The 18,653-nt window shown below is 50.9% G+C and carries 16 protein-coding genes and 1 tRNA gene; 6 read left to right on the top strand and 11 right to left on the bottom strand.

From position 1 onward, the window contains the following. The first annotated feature begins 156 nt into the window (after nucleotides 1–156). Nucleotides 157–1,467: a D-alanyl-D-alanine carboxypeptidase gene (locus AC04MQ_RS18105; RefSeq protein WP_015089959.1), complete on the top strand. Its 1,311-nt coding sequence runs from the start codon at nucleotides 157–159 to the stop codon at nucleotides 1,465–1,467. A 3-nt stretch (nucleotides 1,468–1,470) separates the two neighbouring features. Here the strand turns inward: AC04MQ_RS18105 and AC04MQ_RS18100 are convergent, their stop codons facing one another. Beyond that, a complete protein-coding gene (locus AC04MQ_RS18100) occupies nucleotides 1,471–2,115 on the bottom strand; it encodes a hypothetical protein (RefSeq protein WP_015089958.1) in 645 nt (214 codons plus the stop codon). Between the two features lie 141 nt (nucleotides 2,116–2,256). On the opposite strand from AC04MQ_RS18100, the gene AC04MQ_RS18095 reads away from it, so the two are divergent. Both AC04MQ_RS18095 and AC04MQ_RS18090 read left to right on the top strand, forming a co-directional pair. Continuing rightward, the gene (locus AC04MQ_RS18095; protein WP_015089957.1) at nucleotides 2,257–4,368 is read left to right on the top strand and encodes a PQQ-dependent sugar dehydrogenase; all 2,112 of its coding nucleotides are present in this window, start codon (nucleotides 2,257–2,259) and stop codon (nucleotides 4,366–4,368) included. A gap of 163 nt (nucleotides 4,369–4,531) precedes the next feature. After that, entirely contained in the window at nucleotides 4,532–5,578 is a 1,047-nt protein-coding gene (locus tag AC04MQ_RS18090; RefSeq protein WP_015089956.1) for a hypothetical protein, read from the top strand. 230 nt (nucleotides 5,579–5,808) lie between these two features. Here AC04MQ_RS18090 and AC04MQ_RS18085 read toward each other — a convergent pair whose 3' ends face one another. Next, nucleotides 5,809–7,212 (bottom strand): DUF1254 domain-containing protein, encoded by a 1,404-nt coding sequence (locus tag AC04MQ_RS18085; protein WP_475392758.1) that lies wholly within the window; start codon nucleotides 7,210–7,212, stop codon nucleotides 5,809–5,811. 133 nt (nucleotides 7,213–7,345) lie between these two features. Then, a tRNA-Ala gene (locus AC04MQ_RS18080) sits at nucleotides 7,346–7,421 on the bottom strand. 43 nt (nucleotides 7,422–7,464) lie between these two features. Between AC04MQ_RS18080 and AC04MQ_RS18075 the strand changes: the two genes are divergently transcribed. Next, complete coding sequence (locus AC04MQ_RS18075; protein WP_015089953.1) at nucleotides 7,465–7,944, top strand: low molecular weight protein-tyrosine-phosphatase; 480 nt, start codon at nucleotides 7,465–7,467, stop codon at nucleotides 7,942–7,944. Here the strand turns inward: AC04MQ_RS18075 and AC04MQ_RS18070 are convergent. From AC04MQ_RS18070 to yihA, 6 genes are all read right to left on the bottom strand, one after another. Continuing rightward, nucleotides 7,941–8,426, bottom strand: coding sequence for a GyrI-like domain-containing protein (locus AC04MQ_RS18070; protein WP_015089952.1), 486 nt, complete (start codon nucleotides 8,424–8,426; stop codon nucleotides 7,941–7,943). The genes AC04MQ_RS18075 and AC04MQ_RS18070 overlap by 4 nt on opposite strands. 14 nt (nucleotides 8,427–8,440) lie before the next feature. Then, complete coding sequence (locus AC04MQ_RS18065) at nucleotides 8,441–8,806, bottom strand: TRASH domain-containing protein (protein ID WP_051026262.1); 366 nt, start codon at nucleotides 8,804–8,806, stop codon at nucleotides 8,441–8,443. An 81-nt stretch (nucleotides 8,807–8,887) separates the two neighbouring features. Then, nucleotides 8,888–9,868 (bottom strand): KpsF/GutQ family sugar-phosphate isomerase, encoded by a 981-nt coding sequence (locus tag AC04MQ_RS18060; protein WP_015089950.1) that lies wholly within the window; start codon nucleotides 9,866–9,868, stop codon nucleotides 8,888–8,890. A gap of 17 nt (nucleotides 9,869–9,885) precedes the next feature. Further along, complete coding sequence (locus AC04MQ_RS18055) at nucleotides 9,886–11,547, bottom strand: CTP synthase (protein ID WP_015089949.1); 1,662 nt, start codon at nucleotides 11,545–11,547, stop codon at nucleotides 9,886–9,888. Continuing rightward, complete coding sequence (gene kdsB / locus AC04MQ_RS18050; RefSeq protein WP_475392757.1) at nucleotides 11,547–12,290, bottom strand: 3-deoxy-manno-octulosonate cytidylyltransferase; 744 nt, start codon at nucleotides 12,288–12,290, stop codon at nucleotides 11,547–11,549. The genes AC04MQ_RS18055 and kdsB overlap by 1 nt, the downstream gene beginning before the upstream one ends. Continuing rightward, nucleotides 12,287–12,862 carry a ribosome biogenesis GTP-binding protein YihA/YsxC gene (yihA, locus tag AC04MQ_RS18045; RefSeq protein ID WP_015089947.1) on the bottom strand — a complete coding sequence of 192 codons (576 nt, stop codon included), beginning with the start codon at nucleotides 12,860–12,862 and terminating at the stop codon, nucleotides 12,287–12,289. The genes kdsB and yihA overlap by 4 nt, the downstream gene beginning before the upstream one ends. Nucleotides 12,863–13,046: 184 nt before the next feature. Here yihA and AC04MQ_RS18040 point away from each other — a divergent pair, with 184 nt between their 5' ends. After that, nucleotides 13,047–14,276, top strand: a complete 1,230-nt coding sequence (locus AC04MQ_RS18040; protein WP_041576998.1) for a sigma 54-interacting transcriptional regulator — start codon at nucleotides 13,047–13,049, stop codon at nucleotides 14,274–14,276. On the opposite strand, the gene AC04MQ_RS18035 is transcribed toward AC04MQ_RS18040, so the two are convergent. Next, nucleotides 14,266–15,249 carry a flagellar basal body-associated FliL family protein gene (locus AC04MQ_RS18035; protein ID WP_015089945.1) on the bottom strand — a complete coding sequence of 328 codons (984 nt, stop codon included), beginning with the start codon at nucleotides 15,247–15,249 and terminating at the stop codon, nucleotides 14,266–14,268. The genes AC04MQ_RS18040 and AC04MQ_RS18035 overlap by 11 nt on opposite strands. Before the next feature lie 106 nt (nucleotides 15,250–15,355). Here AC04MQ_RS18035 and AC04MQ_RS18030 point away from each other — a divergent pair, with 106 nt between their 5' ends. Beyond that, entirely contained in the window at nucleotides 15,356–15,994 is a 639-nt protein-coding gene (locus AC04MQ_RS18030; RefSeq protein WP_015089944.1) for a hypothetical protein, read from the top strand. Nucleotides 15,995–16,004: 10 nt separating this feature from the next. Here AC04MQ_RS18030 and polA read toward each other — a convergent pair whose 3' ends face one another. Further along, nucleotides 16,005–18,605, bottom strand: coding sequence for a DNA polymerase I (polA, locus tag AC04MQ_RS18025; protein ID WP_015089943.1), 2,601 nt, complete (start codon nucleotides 18,603–18,605; stop codon nucleotides 16,005–16,007). Nucleotides 18,606–18,653 lie beyond the last annotated feature (48 nt).

The raw sequence follows: 18,653 nt of genomic DNA, 5'->3' as shown, positions 1-18,653 counted from the left end.
CCGGCTATGGCAATTGACAAATTGACTGCCAATTTCCGTCACTTTAGACGTAAAAGGCCCTATAACTGCCCCTCGGATCTGACTCATTGAAATTGACCCCGGCATGAAACATGAACTCTGCCAGTCGGTCGCCGAAAACGCGGCAAAGGAGGACGTATGGCTTCAACATTTAAACTTGGTATCCTGGCAGCCCTGGCTGCACCTGTTTTGATGGCCTCTTCGGCCTCTGCCAAGGTTTATGTCAATTCCGTATGCCATATGAAAGCCGCCGCCGCCGCTGGCAAGGTGGAAGGCGAAGGAGACATGCAAAAGAAGTTTCCGTTGGCCTCAATTTCCAAGGTGATCACGACTTTGTGGGCGATTGAAAAACTGGGTGTCGACTATCGCCATAAAACAGTTTTGCACCTGACCCCGACAGCCAACGGCTCCATGGATCTGCATGTTGAAGGCAGCCGTGATCCTATCTTCGGTCGTAACTTAAGTTATTTCCTGATTTCTGAATTGAACCGCATGAAGGTCACGAAGATTGAAAACCTGACCTTTGACGAAAACTTCCTGCTGGATTGGCTGGCGGAAGAGTCCCCCCGTATTGGCGGCGTGACTCCACGTTATGAAACCATTGAACAGCAGGCCGAAGCCGTGATCAAGAATCTGAAAGAATCTTTTTCCACCGCTATCAACCGTTCGATGTACAGCAAGCTGCGTGAAAAAGCCACCAAAGCCAAAGTCTTTATGCTGGAAAAGCCAGCACTGGAAGTGCGCAATATTTCCTTCCTGCCTAAGGTCAGCTACAAAAAAGACAAATACACGGGCAGCGTGGTTCTGCAATCGGCTCCATTACGCACGATCCTGAAGCGCATGAATAACCAGTCCAACAACTATATCGCTGACAATCTGTACTGGAATCTGGGTGGCACGGCCGCGTTCAACACGTTTGCCGCGGCGACATTGAAAGCGGATCAGAACCAGATCGTCTTCCATAACGGATCCGGCAACAACGAAGGCACCACCGCCAAGCCGATCTATAATGAAGCCACTTGCGAAACCATGATCAAAACACTGTACACGCTGAACAAATCCCTGGAAGCCAAGGGCTACAAGTTAAGCGACGTGCTTTCCGTAGCTAACAAAGACAATGACTCTACCGTGGATAATTTCGGGGGCAACGCCGCAGGAGCCATGATCGCCAAGACCGGAACTGTGAACAAAGCCAAGACATTGGCAGGTTCTATTTCCACCAAAGAGGGGGAATTCTATTTTGCGATTCTTTTGCACACAGATATGGATCAGAGCAGTTCTGACCGTGGTGTGGCCACACAAATGATCAAAAATAAAATCAGTCAGCTGATCAACAAACGTTCCGGCCCGAAAGAAATTCAATACACTGAAATTCTGGCGCTGCCGTTTGATCAAAACTCTTACCTGACAGAAGCCAACGCCCCGGTTGTGACCCTTTCCAAGAAGTAGCCCTTAGAAGGGGATGCCAATCCCCACTTCGTTCAAAAATACATTGCTCATGATTTTCAAGTCCACCTGCATATCGCGGCTTTTATACAAAGCCGCAGTCAGGTGGGCAAACGGCATCGGGATCACATCCACCGAATGCCCGTTCACACTGCCCATGAATTTCCATTTGTAGCTGTCCAGTTCATAGCACTCCCGGTAGGAATAGGGACCGAAGGTCGTTTCTTCACAGGCCATCGGTGTCTGTCGAGCGTAAACTCCCATGGACCACCCTGCACTGACCCTGTCGCTGAGCTCATAATTGCGCCCGATCTGAAAAGTTCCGGCCAGGTTGTCATAACAGTCCTTCACCATAGCCGCCAGAAAGGTGACCCCGCTGGCTGTTTGATATTCCAACCCAACCCCCGGCGTGATCACTGCGGCGCCATTGCCGTCCAGTTTACGGGGCATTTCCACGGACGCTGTCATCGTAGGCTTGATTCCGTGAACCACGAAAGATGGCAGCAGCAAACTGAGTTTTTCCCGGTCCTTCACCTTGGGCATTTTAAAACTGGAACTGCCCGTGCCCCATTCCATGCGATCCGTGCTGGCCAGGGTCGGGTTCACAATCAACAAGGTAACAAGACTGACAAGAAGTTTGGCTCCATCCATGAGGCCTCCCTATTATGATGACACCGGACCCCGGCATATCGGGAAAACCAACCCCAACAAAGGAATGAATATGGAAAATTTGCATTTGATAAGGGCTTAAAAGCCCCCATAATTGAATAAGGACTTCTTCATGGGGATATCATGCGCGTTTTATTCTGGCTGGTTCTGGCTTTTTCCTTGGTTCAGTGTACGTCTTTGCAAAAAACTGCCGACCGCAAAACAGCGGCGGCGCGCATGGTGCTGGATAAAAGCGGCTATCTTTACGACCCGCTAGACACCTCCTGCGACGGCTTTCCGCGCCTGCAAGTGGAAACAATGCCCGGCACTTGCCTGGGTATGGTGATGCCACGGGATCGCGCCGTGGATCGCAGCAACGACAAAAGCTTTATCAAACCCCGCACCATCTTGCAGATTACCGGCACCCAGGATTTTTTGGTGGTCGACATGGGCGGATGGAGTCCTCAAAACGGCCGTCTGTTCCTGCTGACACGTTCGGGCTCGGCGCCCTATGAAATCAAAACTTTGAAATTGAATTTGGAAACCCCGCATGGACTGGCACTGGGACCGGATGGTTTTTACTATATCGGTGAACGCACGCGCATTTCGAAATTTCATTTGAAAAACAATCAGGTCACGGATTGGACGATGGTCGTCGGAAATCTGGCGCGCAAAGAGGGCTACATGCACCCGCTTTCGCAGTTCGTGTTTGATCCACGCAACGGGGACCTTTACATCAACTCCGGATCACCCAGCGACCACTGCGTGGTTCAGGGAACCGGTGCCTACAAATCCTGCCCGGAAGACCAAGCTCAAGGCAACGGTGCCATCTATCGCATCCCAGCCCAGCTTCTGAAGAACCTTCCCGCGGGTGGAGTCAAAAACTATGAAATCACCGCACTGGGTTTGCGCAACTCGATGGCCATGGCAATTTCGGACAAAGGTTACCTGATTCAGGGTGAAAACAGCCGCGACTTTGCCGAACTGGAAGAACCTTACGAAGAAATCAACGTCGTGGACCTGGATAACGGTGTCGGTCGCCACTATGGCTGGCCCTATTGCTACAACTTCCACGCAACTTCGCCGGAATGGCTGTTCCCGGAAAATAAAAACCTTCCTTTGCACAAACAGTTTAAAAAACCCGTGGACTGTGCCCAAGCCAATCCTTCCGGTATCGGTGATTATCAGGCTCCGTGGTTGCTGATGCCACCTCACGTGGCCCCATTGCACATGGCATACTATAAGGGTGAAATGTTCGGTGATCTTTTCGGCGACAAGTTGTTGGTTACGTGGCACGGCTATCAACCCACTGGACATCGTCTGGTCGCCTACAACGTGGACAGCAATGGTCTGCCCCTGGCGAAAGAATCCGGCTCTACTTTCGGATTCAATCAAAAAGGTGCGTGCAGCACGCGCAAGGCCTTTACTCCGCATGGCGGAATGGCCCGTCATGGATCCTACACCGAAATCATTTCCAAGTGGGACGCTGTCCAAGGCATTCGCCCTAAGGGGGCTCCGGTGGCCTTCACCGAAGCTTCCGATGGATCCCTGTGGATTGTCGAGGACCGTGAAACCCGCAGCATCGTGCGACTGGCAAGATCTGCTGGCGCCAATCACCAGGAGCCTTGTGACAAGAACGCCGCTGCCGCCAACGATCCGCAAGTGCAGCTTCTGGCCTGGAGATCGGCAGTCAAAGAAAGCCCTGGGCTGGAAGAAGGCTATCGCAAGGTTCAAACCGAGCTGATTCAAAAGCACTGTCTGGGCTGTCATGGCAATATGCAGGCACAGGATTTTGGCAAAGACCGTTTCAGCAATCTGGATTTCCTGGTGAAAAACGAATGGATCCTTCCGGGGAACCTTGAGCGCAGCAAACTGTATGGCAGTGTCGCCCGGGTGGAAGGCTACACGCCGATGCCTCCGGCCGACAAAGAACAGATCTTTGGCACCGCTGAAGGTGAGCGAGTGAACAAGATCATTGCCGCTTGGGTGAATTCCCTTCCGACGGATATCGACAACCGCTACGGTCAGTTTAAGATGGTGGATAAACGCAACGTCCGAGCGAAACCATCCACCAGCGCGACCGTCTGCGGGCAAGTCGCCCAGGGTGACATCGTGTACTTGGACCCTCGCCCGGCGACAGTAATATCTGCTGACGGCTATAAATGGAGCCGCATCTATATGGTTCCTTCCCACAGCCGTCTGTACAAACAAGCCTGCCCGGCACCGGAAGACGGTGTGTACTACATTTCCCGCTAACTCGTTTTGTAAGAACTGCCCTGCTGTCAAAAAGTAGGACAGTTCTTGCATTACAGGCTTTCAAGACAAAGCCGTATAAATCTCGGTATTAGATTCCAAGCTCTAGTTTTGATGGCATCCTTTATGCTCTTCCCCTCCGAATACTGACCGTTCTGGAGGAACTATGCTTCGCGATTCACATTTGAAAACCCTGCTGATGCTTGCCTGTATTGGCAGCCTGACTTCTGCCTGCGAAATGAAAAAAAATCTGGATGATATGCACAAGTCCACGGTGGAAATGAACGAAACCACCAAGCGCATGGAAGAAAAAACCGGCGAGCTGGATAAAAAATCAGAATCTTTGGATAACAAAACCGCCGAGCTTTACGATGCCCTAAGGCAGGGTAACGCCGCTCTTTTACGCAAAGAATTCCTTCAACAGCTGAATGAATCCAAGGAAATGGCGAAAAAGCTAAGCCTGGGTGTAAAGTACTTCTGGGCTTATGAGTTCCAACTGTGGTCCATGCAGGGTCTGGACAACGATCACCGCCGTGAAGAACTGGCGTCTTCGGCCGCTCGTGAATTCATTCGTGAAATTCATGAATATGCACCGACAGAAGATTTTATTTCTCCAACCTCTGACGACAACCGTGACATGAACTTCCTGGCGTTGGTGACAACCATGCACGAAGTGAACGACAAACAAAAAAACCGTGTCGACCCGAAAGGGATCGAACACATGTCCATGCTGTCTTTGATCGAGCGTGCTTTGAAACAAAAAGCCGATCTGGATGCAGGTCGTATTTCCCTGAACGACCTGAAGGCGTCTTCTTATGACCTGCTGGCATTTGAAAGCAAACTTATTCAGATCCTGCAGGCTCGACAGAACTTTATCCTGACCATGCTGGTCGCCAAAGCCAGCAACATCGACAAGGGCCTGAAGAACAAAGTGAAGCTGGGTCTGTTGGGCATGAAGTGGACTTTGGATCTGAGCAAGTACAACGACGTTGAGGTCAACGAAATGACCCGCTATCTGAAAGCCGTGCTGGATACACGTAAAATCCTGAAAGACGCCGGTCACGCCATCGAAGTGGACGATACGATTCAGAAAGTGCTGATGAACGGTCAAATCGCCAAAGCCAAAAAACAAGCTGACGTTCGCGCTGCTGCTGAAGGGCAAATCATCACGTACATCCAGCAAGTGCGCAGCGCCGAAGTTGTAACCAAGTAGCACCACCGCACATGTTTTTCATCACTCTGGACCTCGCGATGATTAAACCCCGTCAGCAGGAGTGGCTCAATAGGGCTGCGGAGGTCTCAGATGAAAATTAATTTAATCTATTCCATTGCAATGATGCTTCTGATCGCATTTTCAGTGGCAAAGGCCACGGACAGCAGTTCAGAAAATAAAAAAGGGGCACCGCAGGCACCCCTTTTTTATTTTCATTAATTAACGGTCTTTTACTGATTCAATGCCATGGATTCAGACTGGATCTGCACAAAATCCCCGGGCTTCCACGTGTTATCAAAAGCGGCTTTTTCAGGCCCATAGATACGGAAGTAAGCAAACCAGGTTTTTCCCGGATTGGTTTTTACCCAATGCGCGTCTTTCCCCGCCGGGGCCCGAGGACCAAAGAAAAGATCCACCGACTTTGCACCTTTCAAATCCGCCAGCTCGACCAATGATCTCAATGAAGATTTCTTGGATCCGTTGCTAATCAAACTGCGGGTGTCAGAATCATATAAAGTCACTGACCAGAACAGACGGGCGGGCACCGGCAGCGGCACTGTCAACTTATAAGATTTTCCACCATCAAGGGCGTTATTATTCGAGTCTTTGAAGGCCCCCCAGTACAAGGACCCCGCGGTTGCATCCCGTCGCAACATGGCCGGTGACATCACAATCGCCTGCGCAAAATAGCGGTCCCTGGCCACTGTATCGATGTCATGATCTGCCGCCCACTCGGGCTTGCTGTTTAAAAGCAGCCATTCCCATTTACGATCAGACCACTTCACTTTGTCCGGTCGGCCAGTGGTGGCATAGGAATTTGCCAACAGCTCTTTTTGACTGTCCTGGGCCGCACGCTCCAATGTGGATCTCAGGCTGGCGTTAGGCTTAAAGGCTTTGCCTTTTTCAATACCCAACGCTTTCAACTGATCATAAGCCGCCTGTTTTTTCCTGTTGACCGGCTCTTCATTGATTATTTTTGCCAGCTTTTCCCAGAACTGAATATTGCTTTCCCACTTCAAAGAAGTCATATCCCCATTTCGCCCCGAGATATCCACCATAGTCAGAGGTTTCTGATTCTTGGCCGCCGTCAAAGGATAGATTTTAATCCCCGATAGCAGCACTTGAGCTTTGTTCAAGTCATTTCCCTGTGGGATAATACGGGCAACAACAAACACCTTGTTGGTTGCCGACTTACCGACATAGTAACCTTGTGGGATTTCACTTTTGTACCCGTCAGGCACGATAAGATATTTTCCTCCCTTTCCGGCATCCGGTCCCGGAATCCCCATGTCGACAACCCAGGACTGATCATGCGTATTTACCAGCCCCATAAAAGGACCTGCCGGAATTTCAATAACAAAGGGCCCTTTGGAAATATCCAAGACCGCAGCTCCATAGGGAGTGTCCTGATTCGCCGTAAACCCAAGTGATTTGGAGTCGGCCTGAGCACTGAACATATTAATATTGTCACGCACCCCTAACTGCCGCATCCCATTCATGATGCCTTCCATCGAAACAGCCGGATACCACTGCCGATAAGCTTCACGAGCAGCAGTGTATTCCCTAGCCTCTGTATCCACCGCCAGTGCCGCCCCAGAAAACAAAAGAACCAAAGCCATAGCTAATGACTTCATAAAAATATTCTCCTTGTAATTGTGTCGCAGCATCCAGTTTAAAGAAGACCAAACAAAATCATGACAAGTCTTTTAGCAGGAAAAAACCACGCCAAAGACTGCTGAACAACACATTTTAAGGATAAAGAGAAATTGGTGGAGCCGATCGGGATCGAACCGACGACCTCAACACTGCCAGCGTTGCGCTCTCCCAGCTGAGCTACGGCCCCACTTGTAATGACAAGACAAAATAATAGCCCTAAAATAATTCAAATGAAAAGCCAAAAATTACTCTTTGTCTGCCTAGGAAACATCTGTCGCTCCCCCACTGCTGAAGCCGTGGCAGCACAGCTTATCAAACAACGAGACCTGCCATGGGTGGTTGATTCCGCTGGAACTTCCGGAGCCCACGACGGAGAAAAAGCCGACCCACGCAGTATTCTGCACGGCGAGCGCCGCGGATATGATCTGACAAGTATTTCACGCGCAGTTCGCGAGTCTGACTATTATGACTTCGACTGGATACTGGCGATGGATGCCAGCAATCTTGAAAATCTGCGCCAGCGCTGCCCGGACAAAACCCTGCTGGACAAGATTTCATTGGTCACTGACTACTGTTCGGAATTCAAAGTCAAAGGCGTACCAGACCCTTACTATGGGGGCGTCGACGGATTTGATCACGTTCTGGATATTCTGGAAGACGCCATCGAAGGCCTGATCGACAAAGTTCAGGACCGCAGCGACAAAATTTAACGAACCGACAAAAACACATCGACCTGGCAGTTTTGAGGATCTGCACTGCGCTGATCGTAAATCTCAAAGTCTGCCTTGTAGGCGCGCTCAGCCCCCAGGTCCGCTGGGCTCAAGCCCCAAATGTGCTGCCAAAGCTCGATCACAACATTGGGCATCTGCCCCTGTTGGGAAGTGAAAGCAGCATATCTGGAAGCTGGCAATACTTTCGCAATCAATCCCTCAGGCAGATTATCAAAAGAAGAAACCTCTTTACCCAGAACAAACGAATACTCGCCGTTCACATCGCTTTCATAATCGGTGTAAATTGCATAAATCGGTCCATCAGCGATTTGATTCGGGATCTTTTGCATCACCCCTTCGCTGAAGAACTTCTGCCACTGGGACCCGATCTTACCACTTCCTTGCATTTCAGCGCCGTTGCTGGTGCGAACTGAAATTCCGATAATCTTGATATCTGTTTTTTGTGTGAAGGAATGGGTCACGGGATCTCCTGAAATTATTTGCGCGTGCGGAATTTTTCGAAGTTCTTTTTGTTCTGGAAATAAACCACAGAACCATCGGCACGAGCCGCAATCACCGCCGTCGCCTTGTCGACAGACTTGCCGGATACCGGGTCGATCGCCACACGGGCCGTGGCATCTTCAGCCAGGGTCTTTTTGCAGTTTTCACAGCAGCCATAATAAGTTTTGCCGCCCTGTTTTACCGGAATCTGATCACGCGGGAAAACCATATTGGTCACCATGCAGACTTTTTGATTCGGTACGATTTCCAAGGTTTCAGCAGCTTTGGCCGGACTGATCATTCCTGCAAGAATGACAAACACACCCATTACAAATACCAACAATGATTTCTTTAGAGACATATCAGACTCCTGCGTTTTGCCTGTTTGCAGGTATTAGGAATCAAAGCCGCCTTTTGTGACAAACAAAGGCGGCCTCATAAATTAACGTACTTTGGCGCGCAATAGATCCTGGATGTGCAGGATGCCCACTGGTTTGCGCGGATTTGCGGATTCCTTATCCAGCACAAAGACCATCTGAATCTGGAACTGCTCCATGACGAATAAGGCTTTTTCAGCCAATTCGTTCGCATCAATGGTTCTTGGATTGGTGGTCATCAAATCTTTCGCAAGACCCGTCAACGGGTCATTGGACTTTTCCAGACGACGACGGATATCACCATCCGTGATCACCCCGACCAAATCGCCTTTTTCATCGACGATACCGGCAGCGCCACGAACATCCTTATGGGTCATGATCGAGAACACCTGACGAATCGGCGTATCCAAAGTCACCGTCGGCAGGGCATCCCCACCATGCATAACATCGCGCACGCGGGTCAACAGGCGATAGCCCAGACTGCCGCCGGGATGAAATTCAGCAAAATCTTCAGAACTGAAGCCTTTTTCTGCCATCACGGCCATCGCGACAGCGTCACCCATGGCCAGGGTCGCGGTGCTGCTGGCGGTGGGTGCAAGACCCAAGGGACAAGCTTCTTCAGAAACATGAACATTCAAAGTGACCTGAGCAGCTTTGGCCAAAGAGGACTCTGGCTTGCCGGTGATCGCGATCAAAGGAATGCCCTTGCGGGAAACAAACCTTAAGATACCTGCGAACTCAGGGGACTCGCCGCCATAAGACAGCGCAATCACCACGTCGTTGTTTTCAACAAGGCCCAAATCCCCGTGCGAACTTTCCGCCGGATGCAGAAACACCGCGGGAGTTCCCGTGGAAGAAAAAGTACTGGCAAGCTTTCTGGCGATCTGGCCGGATTTACCCATGCCCGTCAGAACAATTTTACCGTCACAGGCTGTGATCATCTTTACCACCTGTTCGAAAGAGTCGCCAAGGCGCTCTTTCAATGCCAGAATGGCCTGGGCCTCGACCTCTAGAACTTTCAGACCCTGTTGAATAACTTTGGACATATTCTAACGAACCTTTCTTACTTCTTCTTCAGGCTTGCTTTAACAAAATGCACGAAGAGCGGATGCGGAGCCAAGGGTTTTGACTTGAATTCCGGGTGGAACTGCACGCCGACAAACCATGGGTGATCAGGAAGTTCCACGATCTCTACCAGGTCACGTTCTTTGCAGATACCGGAAGCTTTCATCCCGTTCTTTTCAAACAGGTCTTTATATTTATTGTTGAACTCAAAACGGTGACGGTGACGTTCCATAATGGAGGACGCCTTGTACACCTGATGAGCCCGAGTACCGGAAGCAATCGCGCACGGGAATCCACCCAGGCGCATGGTGCCGCCCTTGTTGATGACTCCACGCTGTTCAACCATGGAATCAATCACGAAATTGCCCGTGCGTTTGTTTTCAGCATGGAATTCACGGCTGGTGGCATCTTTGATACCGCACACGTTGCGTGCGAACTCGATCGCCGACAACTGCATGCCAAAGCAGATACCGAAGAATGGAACACGCTTTTCACGGGCAAACTTGATGGCCGTGATTTTACCTTCCACCCCACGAGTACCGAAGCCCCCTGGAACCAGAATACCGTCCACTTTACCCAACAGCGAATTCACTGTCTTGTCGGTGACTTTTTCAGAATCCACGTAAATGATTTCCACGCGGGCACTATTGGCAACCCCACCGTGAACCAGGGCTTCATGCAGGGACTTGTAGGATTCTTTCAAATCCACATACTTGCCGACCACACCGATTTTCACGGTGTGACTTGGGTTCCCCAGAATCTTCACCAGATTCTGCCAGCCTTTCATGTTCAACTTGCCAGCAGAAAGACCCAGACGTGCCACGATCAGCTCGTCCAGTTTTTCTTTGTGCAATGCTGAAGGCACTTCGTAAATGAAGCGGCTGTCTTGAGCGGCGATAACATTTTCCGGTTTCACGGAACAAAACAGGCCGATTTTAGCCTTTAAGTTGTCGTCGATGACTTTTTCACTGCGGCAGACCAGGAAGTCCGGCTGCAAACCGATTTCACGCAGCTCTTTCACCGAGTGCTGAGTCGGCTTGGATTTCAGTTCACCCGCCGCCGCGATGTACGGCACATAAGTCACGTGCACCAAAACAGAGTTTTCATGACCCACATCGATGCGCATCTGACGGATGGCTTCCAGGAACGGCTGGGATTCGATATCCCCGACCGTTCCGCCGATTTCAACCAGAATGATTTCACTGCCCTGAGCCGCTTCATAGATACGGGCTTTGATTTCTTCCGTAATGTGCGGGATCACCTGCACAGTTCCCCCCAGATAGTCCCCGCGACGCTCGCGGTTCAAAACCGTGTCATAGATCTGACCGGTGGAAACAGAGTTCGAACGGTTCATCAAAGCGGATGTAAAACGCTCATAGTGGCCCAGATCCAGATCCGTTTCTGCGCCGTCTTCGGTCACATAAACTTCACCGTGTTGCAAAGGGGACATCGTGCCCGGATCCACGTTCAGATAAGGATCAAATTTCATGATGGTCACTTTGTGACCGCGGCCTTCCAGCAAAGCACCAAGGCTGGCTGCTGTCAGTCCTTTGCCAATCGAGGAAACAACGCCCCCGGTGACAAAAATAAACTTTTGCTTCAACGTCTTCTTGGTCGACTTCGCTGTCGACACTTTCTTCGTGGTCTTTCTCTTTGCCATTACATCCCCTGTGAGCTTAAGAGTTTTTCGAGTCGCGCCAGATCTTCGGGAGTATCCACCCCGACACTGGCTTCCTTGACTCTGATTACTTTGATTTTTGCACCCAAATACAGAGCGCGCAGCTGCTCCAGACTCTCGGCTTTTTCAATGAGAGCCGGAGGAGCTTCGCAGAACTGCTTTAAAAAACTTCTGGAATAGGCATACATGCCAATATGTTTCAGGCAGCCATCCATGGTGCCGGCCTCTTGGGCCGACAAACGAGAATAAGGCATTGGATAACGGCTGAAATAAAGAGCCTCGTCGCGGCAGTTTGTGACCACTTTGACGGAATTCATGGATTGCAGCTCTTCAGCACTGATCGGATGAGCCAGCGTGGCCATGTCCATTTTCGGATCATCGACAAACACCTGCGCCAGACGATCAATAAGCTCGCCGGTCACCAGTGGCTCATCACCCTGGATGTTAACGACAACATCACAGGCAATATCTTTAATGGCAGCATTGATTCGGTCACTTCCAGTGGGAAGATCGCTGTCCGTCATGACGACTTTAACACCGACAGCTTCGGCGGCGGCTTTGATGCCTTCGTGGTCGGTGGCGACAATCACCTCGCTCAGAAGTTTCGACTTCCTGGCTCCTTCAACCGTCCACTGAATCAGGGGGCGGCCTTTCAAGTTCACCAGAGGTTTTCCGGGGAAGCGTGTAGAGCCAAAGCGAGCGGGGATCACACCGACAATTTTCATTCTTTTACCCAGTTTTCATAGATGTAGTCTTCAACCGCGTCCTGGCCTTCTTTTTTAAGCGAGGACACACCGAACACGGCACTCAGGCCCGAGGCCTTCTTCACTTTCGCCACTGCCTGCAGCATCTGACTGCGCGACATTTTGTCGGCCTTGGTCAGCACCACCGCCAGGGGGAAGCCACGACGTTCAGAGAACTCTTTCAAAAGCTCTTCGTCTTCTGTCCACGAGCGACGGATGTCCATCACCAGAAGCAGTCCACGAAGTTGTTCACGGTTCATAAGATAAGTTTCAATCATGCGGTGCCATTCACGCATTTCATCCCCGGAACGCGCGGCAAAGCCGTAACCCGGCATATCCACCATCACATAGGACTGATCCAGCTCAAAGAAGTTCAACAAACGGGTTTTACCCGGCGTGGAACTGACTTTCGCGATCTTGTTTTTGGTCAGGGCATTGATAAAAGACGACTTTCCGGCATTGGAGCGGCCGGCGATGGCTACTTCAACTTTCTTGTGTACGGGGAAGTCCTTTTCCAGAACGGCGCTTTTGATAAATTGAATCGTCTTTGGCATAGCCAAGACTATCAGAGCTCCACCCATTTCTCAATTCCGAGAACCTAGTCCGTCGCAGGATAATTTGGCGAGTCGAAAAGCCCGAGCCCCACTTATATTTGAATCCAGCCCGGTCAAAGTCTTGAAGTGGTGGGTCATCGCATTCCCCACCACAAAGGTGGGTACTTTTTAAGCAGGAGACCCCATGTCACAAGCATTCTTGAAAACAATGGACGAAAACCCAAAAACCCTGACTTTGCATGAGTTCGTTACTCTTGGCAAAGATTCGCAATGCCAGATTCAGGTCCAAGGTGAACAAGTGGCCGAACGCCACGCCCGTATCGAAAAGAAAGATCAATCATATTTGATCCGCGACCTGCGCACCCCGCAGGGCACCTATGTGAATGATGCCCGCGTGATGGAAGCCTTCCTGCAAGAAGGCGACGTCATCCGTTTGGGAGAACAAGAATTCCTGTTCCTGACCCAGCAGGAAGAAAACACTCCCTTCCCGATCAAAAGCCGCAATGACGTCTGGAACGAAGAACTGCAGACCCTTTCCAATGTCGCCAAAACCGAGTTCCCGGTGCTGATCCTGGGCCCTTCCGGAACCGGTAAGGATGTCATTGCCCAAGCCCTGCATGAAAACAGCCTTCGCGACAAGGGACCGTTCGTCAGCGTGAACTGCAGCGCCCTCAGCGAAACCCTGATTGAAAGTGAACTTTTCGGTCACGTAAAAGGCAGCTTTACCGGCGCCATCAACGACCGCAAAGGAGCCTTCGAAGCGGCCCGCGGCGGCACGCTGTTCCTGGATGAAATCGGTGATCTTTCCTACAGCCTGCAGGCTAAACTGCTGCGCGCCCTGGAAAACAACGAAATCCGCCCAGTGGGTGCGGATCGTAACGTGCGCACCGATGTTCGTATTATCGCAGCGACTCACCAAAACCTGTCTGAAAAAATCCGCGAAGGCCTGTTCCGTTCGGATCTTTACTTCCGTCTGAATGTGGTGTCGGTGGCGCCACCTGCTTTGGCGTTGCGCATGGAGGACTTTGAAGAGCTGCTTTACACCTTTGCCCGCAAAATGCGTGTGCGTTTTTCATTCGGCGCGATTGCCCGTATGAAAAAGCACCCATGGCCCGGGAATATTCGTGAATTGAAAAATCTGGTCAGCCGCGCTGCCGCGCTTTACCCGCGCACTCACATCACCGAAAACCACATCGAAAAGCTGCTGGATAAGACACTTTTGGAAAAATCCGAAGAGCGCGTCAGTAACGACATGCCGGTGATTAAAGAGATTGAAAAACAGATGATCATCAAGCGCCTGCAGGCGAACAAAGGAAATCAGCGCCGAACGGCTCAGGATCTGGGCATGCCTAAAAGCACCCTGCATGACCGTTTAAAATACTATGACATCGATATCACGAGCTTTAAGGTTTAACGATCGCGGTTTTGATAAAGATCCGGCGCACGTAACCCTTGGTCAGGATCTTGTTCACCTCTTTGCGCAGACGTTCGCAAAGCTCTTGTTTGCCCGCCCCTGAGGCTGCCTGATCGAAAGTCATCTCCTCGATCGTTCTCAGGAACAAGTCTTCCACTTCCGCTTCGCGGTCTTTGATTTCGACAACGACATCAGAGGCCGCGCCTTCCACATAGAACTCAAAAGCCCCCATGGGATTGGTGCCGGATTCGGCTGAACGGCGCAGATTCACAACCATTCTTTGCATCAGGAACACATTTTGCGCGGCACGAGTGGAATCATAGAAGGACTCCACTTCGGTTTTGGGATCGTATTGATATTTTTGCGATGCCCAGTCCGCCATCGAGTGAATGAACAAATCTTCGTGTTGAGGGATCAAACCCTTCGTGGCCATACGATAAATCACCACACTCGCACCTGCCGTCACCACCAGCAAACCCACCAACGCGAGCTTTTTCACCAGCGAGAATGACTTGAAGGTCGCCATGCCCCTGCCAAGGCCGGCTTTGAACCCCAGAGCGGTTCTTTTCGCCCAAGCCAGCAAAAGCGGCCCGGCATTCACAATGCGATGGCGAAGCTGCTCTTTGAATTTTCTCCAGCTTAAGCGCATCACGGTGCGCTTCATTTTAACTTTGTAGGAAATGCGCGGAAGGAACGGGAGAATCTTTAAAATCCTCTTGCGGAATCCGGTCGCGGATTGCCACAACTTTTCTTCTTCTGCGAGGGTGTACTCAAGCTCGATGCCTTCTTCATAAATCAAGGCACCACCGGCCACATCGGGACCGATTTCATTCAGGGACTGAGCAAACTCGGGGTCTGCTTCCGCCAGTGCAGAGTCCAAGGACTCAAGGGACATCAAATCTTCAGCTTCCCCTTCCGGAGCGCCGTCCTTGATATCTTCCTCTACCTTGGTCGTGTTTTCCTGTTCAGCCAATCGGATTCCCCCAAGACGATTGTAAGGAAGGAATCAAATACGTCGCAAGAACAATTTATAAACAGAAGTCCATCGGCTAGCATTAAGACTGCAGGAGAGATCTTTAATGAAAGTCCTTGTATCCGTCATTGTGGCCCTGGGGGCCTTAAGTGGTTGTTCCCACCTTCATCGTTCCGCGGACAGCGGATATGCACCGGCGCCGGAAGATGTCCGCTATAGCGACAACTCCAACCGCGGTATTTATGACCGCCAAACCCGTCAGACGGCTTACGAACTGGGTTTGGACCCAGGTTCATTGAGCGGCCGTGACCTGCAGGCCGTCCGCGAACGTCAGCAACTGCGCCAGTTGGAACGCAGCTTGTCCTCGCGCAAAGAGCGCGAACAGTACTCCAAGATCCTGCCCTGGCTTAAAAATGATGCAGAAAAAATCGAAGTTCTGTCCATCCCGTCCATCGAAGGCCGTCAGGCCTGGGTGAACCGCAACAGTGTGTGGAACAGATCACAGGCTCCGCAGGAAGAAATGAAGGGCTTGATTGAATCCCAGGACATTGCCGTGGGCATGCCGCAGGATTATGTCAAAAGATCCTGGGGGGACCCGATGAGCGTCGAAGTCTCGGGCAATCCGCTTTACAAGAATGAGCGCTGGAAATATCAGAAGTTTGTATCCGCCCCGGAAGGCTACCGCAAAGAAACACGTTTTGTGTACTTCGAAGGCGGACGTGTGGTCGGCTGGGAAACTGAATAAGACGAAGCCCCTAGTGCGCTTCGTCCCAGTTGTTCCCGATTGCATAGTTGACCTTCAACGGCACTTTCAGTTTCATCACGTTTTCCATGATTGAAACCAACTGAGGGGAATGCTTCTGCAGATTCTCCTCGAAATCCTCAAAAATCAATTCATCGTGCACTTGTAACAGCATGCGCACCGGCACTTTTTCGAACACCTCAATCATCGCCTTTTTCACCAGATCACTGGCAGTTCCCTGAATCGGGGCATTAATCGCAGCGCGCTCGCCGAACTTTTTCAAAGCCATGTTCTTGGACTGAAGCTCGTCGATGTAACGACGGCGACCGAACAAAGTTTCAACATAGCCTTTTTCGTGAGCCGTTTTTACCGTGCCATCGATATATTCCCGCACGTTTTTAAAACGGTTGAAATAGCGATCGATAATATCCTTGGCTTCCGTGCGTGAAATGCCCAGGTTTTCTGCCAGACCGAAAGCCCCCTGCCCGTAAGCAATACCAAAGTTCACGGCCTTGGCAGAACGACGGTGTTCAGCAGTCACATCTTTCAAAGCCACCCCAAACACTTCCGCTGCTGTGGCCGCGTGAATATCCAGGTCTTCAGCAAAGGCTTTGCACAAATTCGGGTCTTCAGAAATATGCGCCAGAATACGCAATTCGATCTGGGAATAATCCACCGACAAAAGCTTCATGCGAGGAGCCGCAATGAATGCCTTACGCACCTGCTGGCCGCGCGCGGTACGAATCGGGATGTTCTGAAGATTTGGCTGCGTGCTGGAAAGACGGCCCGTGGTGGTCAGAGCCTGATTAAAGCTTGTGTGCACACGCTCGTCTTTAGGATCAATCATGGTTGGCAAAGCGTCCACGTAAGTGGATTTCAGCTTGGACATCTCACGCCATTGCAAAACCAGCTTTGCGATCGGATGTTCCAGTCCCAACAGAACTTCTTCATCTGTGGAATAACCGGTTTTGGTTTTTTTGCCCGCGGGCAGACCCAGCTTTTCAAACAGGATCACACCCAGCTGCTTCGGACTTCCGACATTGAAGGCCTCGCCAGCGGCTTCATGAATTTGTTTTTCGATTTCTGCGATGTCTTTCGCAAGGTCCTCGCTTTGCTTGGCCAAAAGGTCCTTGTCGATACGAACGCCCAAACGTTCCATGGACAGCAGCACTCTTGCCAATGGCAAATCCAGCTCTTGATAGACCTTTTCACCCTGCACCGTCTGCAACTGGGATTTCAAAGTCGTGGCGAAGTTCAAATGGGCATTGTAAAGCTGTGCGGGTGAAGCCAGATCCGGCAAAACATCTGCCATAAAGCGAGTATAAATCTTGCCAAAGTCGGAGGTGTCCCCGGCTTTCAAAACATAAGCAGCCAACTGGGAATCCCAAGCCGCCACCGGAGCTTTCGCGCCAATCTTGTGCCAGAACGACTTCAGGTCATAGCCATGCCATTGAACCTGGAAAGTATCAGTCAGTTTACCAAGGTACTCGTGATCAGAAACCTGGATGATTTGCGATTCAGTTCCGATGAACACCCCACGCATGTCGCTAAAGCCCCAAAGGCTTTGGTGCTCGGCCAGGAAGTCGGCAAGTTCACGGGTCGTCATGCTCTTTTCGGTGAACTGACGCTCTTCTTTGGCAATCACGATCGTTGGTGCCACGTCATCGGCAATACTTAAAGGCATCGCCGGTGCGGCGGCCTTTATCAGTGGTCCCGCCGGAGCCGCAGGCGCGGAAGCTGAAGGCGCTGCCGGAGTTGTGTCCACCGTTCCGAACAGACTTTTTTCGAAAGATTTGAAATTCAGCTCGTGCAGGAAGGCACGCAGCTCGTCTGCCTTGAAAGGCTTCAACTTGTACGCTTCCAGATCATCCGGCATCGGCACATCGCAAGAAATCGTCACCAGCTTTTTGGACAAAATGGCATTGTCTTTGGAAGCAATCAGTTTTTCGCGAACGCTTTTACTTTCAACTTTGTCGATGTTTTCATAGATGTCTTCGATGTGTTTGAACTGCTCCAGAAGTTTGATGGCGCCCTTTTCTCCGACACCTTTCACACCAGGAACGTTGTCCGAAGTATCCCCTACAATGGCCAGATAATCGATAAACTGATCCGGGCGAACACCCCATTTTTCAAGAACACCTTCGGCATTGTAGCGAACACCCTTCATGGTGTCGTACATAGTGACGTTGTCTTCGATCAACTGGCCAAAGTCTTTATCGCCGCTGACGATGAACACTTCCATGCCATTGCGACGACCCCATTTAGTGACTGTGCCGATAATGTCATCGGCCTCGAAGGATTCGACTTCAAATGCAGGAACTCCCAGAAGATCGGCCAGTCTTTTGATGTAAGGAATTTGTTGAGCCAGTTCATCCGGCATTTCTGTGCGATGAGCTTTATAACCGTCGTACATCGCTTTACGGAAAGAAGGCTCTTTGCGATCGTAACAGAACACCAGATACTCGGGCTTTTCCTCTTTCAAAAGCTTGATCATCATGGAAAGGAAGCCGTAGACGGCGTTGACCGGGACTCCGCTTGGAGACGACAGCGAACGAATCGCGTAGAAAGCGCGAAAGAACATGGCACTGACGTCAATAAGGTAGATTTTCTTCATGAAGGCCTCCGGATGTAAACCAAAGGTCTACACCGCACAGGCCTGATT

The organism is Bdellovibrio sp. MYbb2, from assembly GCF_056175685.1.
Note: the sequence above shows the minus strand (reverse complement) of the source record. Positions and strands in the feature narration are given on the sequence as shown.